General features: G+C 59.7%; 8 protein-coding genes. 7 read left to right on the forward strand and 1 reads right to left on the reverse strand.

Annotated features, from left to right (window positions below):
- Nucleotides 1-275: 275 nt before the first annotated feature.
- Genes ACUXH0_RS26260 through ACUXH0_RS26275 form a run of 4 tightly spaced genes read left to right on the forward strand, consistent with a single transcriptional unit; the run spans nucleotide 276 to nucleotide 4,297 of the window.
- Entirely contained in the window at nucleotides 276-704 is a 429-nt protein-coding gene (locus ACUXH0_RS26260) for a hypothetical protein (RefSeq protein ID WP_249262879.1), read from the forward strand.
- Nucleotides 704-2,677 carry a DDE-type integrase/transposase/recombinase gene (locus ACUXH0_RS26265; protein ID WP_012435600.1) on the forward strand — a complete coding sequence of 658 codons (1,974 nt, stop codon included), beginning with the start codon at nucleotides 704-706 and terminating at the stop codon, nucleotides 2,675-2,677. Before ACUXH0_RS26260 ends, ACUXH0_RS26265 begins: the two co-directional genes overlap by 1 nt.
- 26 nt (nucleotides 2,678-2,703) lie before the next feature.
- The gene (locus ACUXH0_RS26270; protein WP_021197347.1) at nucleotides 2,704-3,681 is read left to right on the forward strand and encodes an AAA family ATPase; all 978 of its coding nucleotides are present in this window, start codon (nucleotides 2,704-2,706) and stop codon (nucleotides 3,679-3,681) included.
- Nucleotides 3,682-3,724: 43 nt separating this feature from the next.
- Nucleotides 3,725-4,297 carry a TniQ family protein gene (locus ACUXH0_RS26275; RefSeq protein WP_225694714.1) on the forward strand — a complete coding sequence of 191 codons (573 nt, stop codon included), beginning with the start codon at nucleotides 3,725-3,727 and terminating at the stop codon, nucleotides 4,295-4,297.
- Between the two features lie 120 nt (nucleotides 4,298-4,417).
- Here the strand turns inward: ACUXH0_RS26275 and ACUXH0_RS26280 are convergent, their stop codons facing one another.
- Nucleotides 4,418-5,233, reverse strand: a complete 816-nt coding sequence (locus ACUXH0_RS26280) for a LysR family transcriptional regulator (protein WP_012435597.1) — start codon at nucleotides 5,231-5,233, stop codon at nucleotides 4,418-4,420.
- 1,001 nt (nucleotides 5,234-6,234) lie between these two features.
- Here ACUXH0_RS26280 and ACUXH0_RS26285 point away from each other — a divergent pair.
- The 3 genes from ACUXH0_RS26285 to ACUXH0_RS26295 all read left to right on the forward strand — a co-directional run bounded on the left by ACUXH0_RS26285 (nucleotide 6,235) and on the right by ACUXH0_RS26295 (nucleotide 7,995).
- Nucleotides 6,235-6,990: a class I SAM-dependent methyltransferase gene (locus ACUXH0_RS26285; protein WP_021197345.1), complete on the forward strand. Its 756-nt coding sequence runs from the start codon at nucleotides 6,235-6,237 to the stop codon at nucleotides 6,988-6,990.
- 69 nt (nucleotides 6,991-7,059) lie between these two features.
- Nucleotides 7,060-7,509, forward strand: a complete 450-nt coding sequence (locus ACUXH0_RS26290) for a GtrA family protein (RefSeq protein ID WP_012435594.1) — start codon at nucleotides 7,060-7,062, stop codon at nucleotides 7,507-7,509.
- A 78-nt stretch (nucleotides 7,510-7,587) separates the two neighbouring features.
- Entirely contained in the window at nucleotides 7,588-7,995 is a 408-nt protein-coding gene (locus ACUXH0_RS26295; RefSeq protein WP_012435593.1) for a hypothetical protein, read from the forward strand.
- Nucleotides 7,996-8,246: the final 251 nt, after the last annotated feature.

The raw sequence follows: 8,246 nt of genomic DNA on the forward strand, positions 1-8,246 counted from the left end.
AAGCCCGCATTAAATTTGTCAATTGGCATCCTAGACTTCCACTCCCTTCGTAAGGCCTTGATCTTATGGGGAAAAGTCAGTCCTTCGATAGCCCGATCCCGATCCCGCGACCTCGCGGAGCGCATCGGCTCGAGGCCTTCAGCCTCAAATTGGGGCGCCGGGTGTCGTTCTATCGGTGTGCGGCTCTCGATCAATGGCTGAGGCTGGAGGCCGATCCCGACGTTCAGCGTTTTTGCGAAAGGCCTGGGTTCATCCTAGTGGGCGGACAGCGACACTTGGCCGAGTTCTGGGTCCGTTATGAAACTCGGGACGAGTTGGTGTTGCTCTCAGAGTCAGACGACGAGGGCATGGTCGTCGACAAAGGGCGCCAACTGGACGACTCAGAGATCGATATTCGTGTGGTGCCGCCGGCAGAACTCGCTGCATCCCGAGTCTGGATCGACAACTGGCAACGGATGTTACCCACGATCGTGGCCAATCGCGGCTTGCCAGCGGCGAGTCTGCTGACAGCGATCCGGCGCTTTGCGACAGCTGAGCCGAGGCAACTCCTGACCATTGAGCGCGAGTACGCCACAGGCGATCCCGTTCTGGTTCGCACCGCGGTGTATGAGTTATTGCGCACGGGCAAGCTCTCGGCACCGACCTTGCATACGGAAGCGTTGTCGCTGCTCACACTGTTCTCGGCACCGGGAGGACAGTCCTGATGCGCCGCAAACCGGAGCTCCAGCATCTCGACCTCGCGTCCTGGCCGTCAGTTGCATGGACGGAGCTCACGGAGGGGCGTCAGCAGCGGGTACGCATGGCGACTGCCGCCATCGAGCGCTATGCACGAGGCGACGCTATCGACGAAATTGAACTGTCCACCGGTATCGATCGTCGCCAACTATATCGGTGGTTGTATCGTGCGTTGCAGACACACCCCGATGGACGGATCTGGGGCTTTCGCGCCGTCATTCCCAATGTGCGGATTGCCGAATACGCGCGCGTTGCCCCTATCGTCGTCCAGGGGCAGACCGGCAGTCGCGGTACGGCCGGGGCGATATCGCAAATCTTCGAGAGCCATCCCGCCTTGGTGACGTGGCTTCGGGCTCAGATTCGGCAACGCAAGGTCGTGCTGCATCAGGTCAGCACGGATGGCAAGCTCAAGACGCGCCTGCGCGGCCTGAAAGCCCTGCATGAGGAGTTCCTGAAGCAATGTCGGTCGCTCGGTCTGAAGGCGACGGACTACCCGCTCTGTATGGACTATTTGGCAATCCGCTCGTTGTCCAACCGGCTCAAGGCGGAAATGCTGCGCTCCTTCGGCCAAGCTGCGCGCGCGGCGGGCGCCTCTCACCTCAAAGGCTTGCCCCTGCAGGACGGACATGCCGTATCGCCCGCGGCCGTGCGCCCCTATCAGGTCGTGGAATTCGACGGGCACCGTCTGGATGTTCGGCTCAAGGTGGTGGTACGTGACCCTTTGGGTTTTGAGCACGAGTTCGAAATGGAGCGCATCTGGCTGCTGGTCATCATCGACGTTTGCACTCGCGCGATCCTGGGTTATCACGTCGTGCTCGCGCGCGAGTACAGCCGTCATGACGTGATCAAGACGATGGAGAAGGCACTGGAGCCTCATCGCCCCATGACCTTCACCCTTCCCAATCTCGCGTACTCCAAGCACGATGGCCTGCCGTCGCAAAAACTGCCCGAGCTCGCCTACGCTTGCTGGGAGTGGATCAAGCTCGACAACGCCAAAGCAAATCTTGCCAACGACACGCTCAGTGCCTTGTGCGAGTTCGTGGGTTGCATTGTCGATGCGGGCCCTTATCACCACCCGGACGAGCGCCCCTACATTGAGCGTTTCTTTGCGACCATTGCGCAAGAGATGTCGTCGCGTCTGCCTGGCTACACCGGATCGCATCCGCGTGACCTTCGGCGTGCGCTGTCCGATCCGAAGGGCAATCTCCGCTTGTACCTGTCCTCCGATGAGCTGACGGAACTCGTCGAATATGCCATCGCCAGTTACAACGGTACACCGCACAGCGGGCTGAACAACATCACGCCTCTGGAGGCCATGGAGCGGTTGATCCGTGTCAAGCAGAGCATGCTCTCCTGGTTGGCCGAGCATCGGCGTCGCACGCTGTGCCTGATGCAAACCGCGTCGAGGCACACGGTGCGTGCCTACTTGCACCAAGGTGTGCGTCCTCACATCAACCTGCACGGTGTGCGCTACACCAGCACAACCCTGGCAGCGGCGACGCATCTGATCGGTACGAAGCTGCTTGTCTATTCCAACGTCGAAGACCTGCGCGGCGTACGGGCGTTTCTCGCGGATGGAGCCGAGTTGGGGCCATTGCAGGCGCAGGGCGCGTGGGGCCTGGTGCCCCACGATTTGCGGCTGCGCAAAGAGATCCTGAAATGGCGTAAGAAGCGCGGCATGCGCAAAGGGATGGAAGGCAACGTGATCGAGGCGTTCGTCCAAGAGAAGCTGGCGCACGCCAAACACACACGCAAAGCCGCCACGGATCTCGCGCACGTCATCCGTGTTTTGTCGACTGCGCCGACGATCTACACGCCTTTGCGACCCACCGTACCCATTTCTGCGCCGCTTTCCAATGCCGTCGCTGACGATTCACCATCGCCGCCGCCAGCGCCCGGTGTACCACGCCGCCTCACGATTGGTACGGGACTGATTTCCTAGGCGGGCCGCCCGCAAGGAGGACCACCATGTCTGTCGAACGCCCCCGCCCGGTTGATCCGGCTACGCACCCTCTGGTCACTGGCAATTACCGGATCGCCACGGCAGCGATCCAGGATTTTTATGAACTGGTGACACGGTGCCTGCGGTACCGTGTTCCTGGGGCGCTGATCTACGGACCCTCACGCATTGGCAAGACCCGGGCGATCGAATACATACGGCTCCTGCTCGCCCGCAACTACCCCAAAATCTCCACCTTCCACGCGCAGTGCGAGCACAAGCCCAAGCATGCGGAGGGCCCCTTTCTGTCGAACCTGCTGGAGGCCGTCGGCTATCCCGAGCCGCAGACGGGAACCAACACGGCCAAGCGGTTCCGGCTGACCCATAAGCTGCGGGAGGCGGCGGCCCGAGCGGGCAGCGGAACGATTCTCCTGTTTTGCGATGAGGCACAGCGCTACAACGTCAATGAGTACGAGTGGCTGCGCGACATTCACGATACGCTCGATCGGCAGCAGATCAAGCTGTACACCTTCCTGGTCGGCCAGGAGGAGTTGCTGGCCAAGAAGGAATCGCTGCAGGCGGCAGGGGCCACGCAGATCATCGCGCGCCTCATGGTCGAAGAGTTGCCGTTCTATGGGATACGCGATGCTGATGATGTCGCGACTTGCTTGCTCGGCTATGACGAAACCTGTTACCCGGAGGCGAGCGCTTGGACCTTCACGCGGTTTTACGTCCCCGAGGCATTCGACACCAACTACCGGCTTGTCAACGACGCGACCGTGCTCTGGGAGGCCTTCAGCGCGGCGCATCACAAGGCGAGCCTCCCCTACAAGATGGAAATCCCGATGGAATATTTCGTGCGCGCTGTTGAGATTGTCCTGAAAGATAGCGAGACCCGGGACGCACCGGGTTACAGCCCAGCGCCAGCATTGTGGGCATACGCCGTGCAACAGTGTGGTTACGTCCAATCGCGCCATGCGACCGGGCATATCATCGCCGCTGCGTAGCTCCCGGAAGAATCGATTCCCGATTCTATCGTTTGACGAGAGCGTGCTTTCGCCCGCGCTAGGCTACACCTTCGACCCGAAATGGGTCGACCCGTGCGAGTCGCTGATTTCCATTCTTTGGAAATTCGCGCAGGCCAATCAGCTTTCGGGGCATGTTGTGGTGCGTCATGCCGCCTTGTCCTTGCACGCCGATCCCTATTCCGGCGTTTTACCGGTGCACGATGCGATCAATATCGCCGCCTTGCGCAAGACCTTGCACCTGCCGGCCAAGATACTTCTCGGATCGGTCCTCGATGCTTTTCCTTACCGCCAGTACGACGAGCGTTTTCGATTTTGCCGCAAGTGTTTGGGGCGTGGATACCACAGTCCCCTCCATCAGTTGCAGAGCGAGTCCACATGCCCGGCGCATCAGACGCCACTCGAGATCGGTTGCCGACGCTGCGGCTACGAGCCGCTCTGCTTGCTCAAAGCTCGTTTTCTGGAAACCCCGTTTCGATGCGACTACTGTGGTGCCCCCTACAGTTACAAGACGTATTCGACACTACGATCGGAGAAGATGTGCAAAGATGACAGAGTTGCAATGCGTCGGCGATACTTTGAAAGGACATACGGCTAGACTGGGCGCATTTGGATCACGGCGGCGTCACTCGCGTGATTGCCGTGGAGTCGAAAAATTGCTCCATCACGCTGGAAATACTGAGTCCCGGCCCCCGGTTGGGCGTCGGGCGAGGCGCGCTCATGCGTGAAGTTCAGCGACGATGCGCTCGGCGAGAAAATCGCAGGGTGGTCGGTTTGACGTGACGCTTCGGGCGAGGACGATTTCAAGCGTGCCAATCTCAGGCAGGCCGTGTGCGGGCCCGAGCAGCGTAAAGTCAGATGGCACAGCACACCGCGCGAGCGGGGTGATGGCGAGGCCAGTTCGGGCCATCGTCAGCAGGCCAAGCAGACTCGGGCTCTCATAGGAAGTTCGATACACGATTTTTGCGCGCTCGAGACTGTGGATCGCCTTCTCGCGTGCGACGCTTCCCGGTAGGAACACGGCAATTGGTAGCGGCCGCTCACGCCAGATGTCAGTGGCGCCGGGCGCTGCGGCCCACACCATCGGCTCGTGCCGCAAGAACTCGCCGGTCAGCCCTTTCACCCGCGTCGCGCAGACGAGATCCACCGTGCCGTCGCGCAACATCGGGGCGAGCGCGACGCTGGGCAGGCCGGTCACCTGGATCTCGACCTTCGGATAGGTGGCCGAGAACTTCTTGAGAATCGGCGGAAACAGCGACGACGCGTAATCGTCCGGTACGCCGATCACCACGCGGCCAGTCACGTCCGGCCGGACGACCGCCGCCCATGCCTCATCGCGCAGCGCAATGATCCGGCGCGCGTGTGCCAGCAGCACCTCGCCGTCCTGCGTCGGCACCACGCTGCGCGGCTTGCGCACGAACAGCGCTTTGCCAAGGGCCGATTCCAGCGTCTTGATCTGCATGCTCACCGCCGATTGCGAGCGGTGCACGAGATCTGCCGCCCGGCTGATCGTGCCCGTAAAGGACAAGGACATTTGTTGAGAGGGCTGCACCCCAACCCTCAGCGTGCTGCCGGCAAAAACATCGCCGCAAGAACTGGCAGGAGACACTGCGCATATTTTTCTGATGCAGTGGGATTCCACCGAGTGCCGCGCATGCTCTGCATGCGTTGAGAGGCCAAGTTTTGGCGCGCCAGACCATGAGTTGATCGCATGCTTGCGCCTTCAGTATGCGCAAGGTGATTCGAGGTGGTAAGCATGCGGAGAGCAAGCACCATTCTCCGGCTGCATTCTTGTAATCCACCCGTAACTCTACGGTCAGGTTGACTTTCCTAGACTGCGGCTCCGTGATCGTCCATTGATGGTGCCCGTGAAGTTGCTGCGCGTTTTTTCGCTCTGGCTGGTACTAGTTGCGCTGCCCTCACAGGGCATGGGCGCCGGTATTCCTGCCGACTGCGAACGCGCGCATGCTGTAATCAAGAAATCGCGGAGCATTCAGCATAAGCGCCTCTCCGTGGCTACACGTACCAGCCATAAGCATTGCCACGACCACCATGGCAAAGCAGGACCTGCTCGTTATGACGACCGGTGCAAGCTATGTCCGTCTTGCGAGGAGGCTCCGCAGTATGCAGTGCCCGCGCGACTGACCATGTCCAGTTGTCGGCCGACAGCGCGAACACATTCGTCGTCTAGCGCCCAATTTCTTAGTTTCATCCCAGAGCTCCTCCTACGGCCTCCGCGCCTGGTTTCCTGACACGCATCACTGCTGACGTCTGACAGCCTTCGCTTTTGTAAGGGAGGCACGCGGCCACAGCGGTAAGACCCGTGAGCGTGTCCCGGCACGCAACCAGGGAAATTGAGTGTTCCGTCAGCGAGCAATCAAGGCGCGGTGAATAGCGCTGTTGTTCGCTGCGTAGGAGTTTGCCGTGCATATCTGTGTAAATTGCCATGCGCCTCTGAGGCCTTTTGCTTGGTCGTGCAATGCCTGCGGCTGGAGAGCCGCCGTCCATGACGGAGTCGCTTGCTTGGCGCCCGAAATGCTTCAGGACAACGACGGCTTCCACGAGCCGCTGTTCGACGAATACCAAAAGCTTCAAGCCGAGCACTTTTGGTTCGTGTATCGCCGAAAGTTAATCGTGTGGGCGCTGCAACGTTATTTCCCGCGGCTTCAGTCCTTCTTGGAGATTGGCTGCGGCACAGCAGAGAATCTCGCTGCGATTGCAGACCGGTTCCCACATGCTGAGGTATGCGGTGGGGAGCCTTCGCTGCATGCGCTGCAAATGGCGCGCCGCCATTGCACAGCGAAGTTCTTGCAAATGGACGCGCGCGCGATCCCTTTTGTCGAAGCATTCGACGTGGTCAGCGCCTTTGATGTGATCGAGCATATCGATGATGACCGACTCGCCCTGAGCGAGATGTACAAGGCGTGCCGGCGCGGAGGTGGGCTGATCTTGACGGTGCCTCAGCATCCTTCTCTCTGGAGTCGCGTGGACGACGCGGCCAAACACAAGCGTCGTTATACGCGTAAGGATCTCGTGGAGAAGCTGCGGGCCACCGGGTTCCGTCCGCTCTACGTCAATTCCTTCATGTCGCTGCTGTTACCCGTCATGGTTATTTCGCGCGTGCACCAGAAGATTGCGCGGACCGATCTGGAGGTTGACGAGGGTTTCCGCATCGGAAAGACACTCAATCGGCTGTTTTCGACCGTCTGCGACGTTGAATATCGCTTGTTGACCCGCAGCTTGCCATTTCCCGCCGGTGGTTCGCTGCTCGCTGTCGCGGTCAAGGAGTGATATGGCCATTCAAGGCACTGAAACCAGTCATTCGCACCTGCGCTGATGCGCCTTGGAGAAAAGGCCGGCATGACCGATCGACGAATCTTCTACAGATATCTGCTGAGTGGCGGTGCTTCCACCGCCACTCACTATCTGGCGCTGTACATTTTGGTCCACTCCGGTACCACCCCCGTGGTGGGATCGACCCTAGGTGCGATCTTCGGGCTCGTGCTCAATTTCACGGTTAGTCGGCGATGGGTGTTCGGCGCCCCCGCCAAGGTCGGTGCGACACTCTCGCGCTTCCTCCTTGTGTGGGTGCTGGCATTGCTGTTCAACGCCTGGATGCTGGCGGTCCTGTTCGCTGCGGGCCTGCACTATTTGGTTGCACAGGTGATCTCAACCGGGATCTTGGTTCTGATCAATTTCAATCTGCATCGCAGGTGGACATTTTCCGTTGCACAAGCAGCACCTGCAGTTGTGGACGCCTCAAACTGCAAGGCTGGTGCTTGGCGTACACAGCAAAAACCTGATAGCTAACCCTCTTTCACGCCAACTCAGGCATTTGGCTGTGCGGGTACGACGCGCTCAAGGTCCCGCCCACTAGGAGACTATTGCATGAAAAAAAACGCTTTGATATCGGTGTTGGCCGTGGCTGCCAGCTTTCCGACGGTGGCCAAAGGCTTCGTCCTGCATCTTGAGCACGGATTCGACGCCCACAACCCCGTCGTAATCTTGGGGGGTACACAACCCTTTCCCACAAATGCGGAGGAGTTTGACGTATCTGCGCCGCGTGGCGTCATTCTGACCAAAGTACTTTCCTATCAGCAACGCTACATCATGCGGCTGGTCAACCGGGGAAGTGCTTCTGTAGCCCTACGTCTGGACGTCAAGGATGCTAGCAGCGTTAAGACCCTGCCGGGAACGCAACCGATCAATTTGGTCTTGGATGCAGGCGAAACAAGGGAGCTGGCGATGGAAGCGTGGACGCCGATGACTGTGGTGGTAAGCGCGGCAGCGCAGTAAGTATCTCGCCCGCTGGTACGCCAGCCAAGCTGGCGTCATTTGCTGCCCAAAAGCCAGAAAAGGGGCATGCAATCTGCCATTGTTCAGCAGAATGCGTGTCGGCTTCCTCAAGCAATCTAGCGAGCCTGACCGCAACGACCGGATTTACCGTGAACGGTAAGCACCCGGTGAACCCGTCTTGAAGGGGACCCGCGTAGCAAGGAGCATCGTGTCCATCTAGTTCTAGGTGGACACGTGGACACTATCGAAGA

This window comes from Ralstonia sp. 110700041-2 (assembly GCF_056280165.1).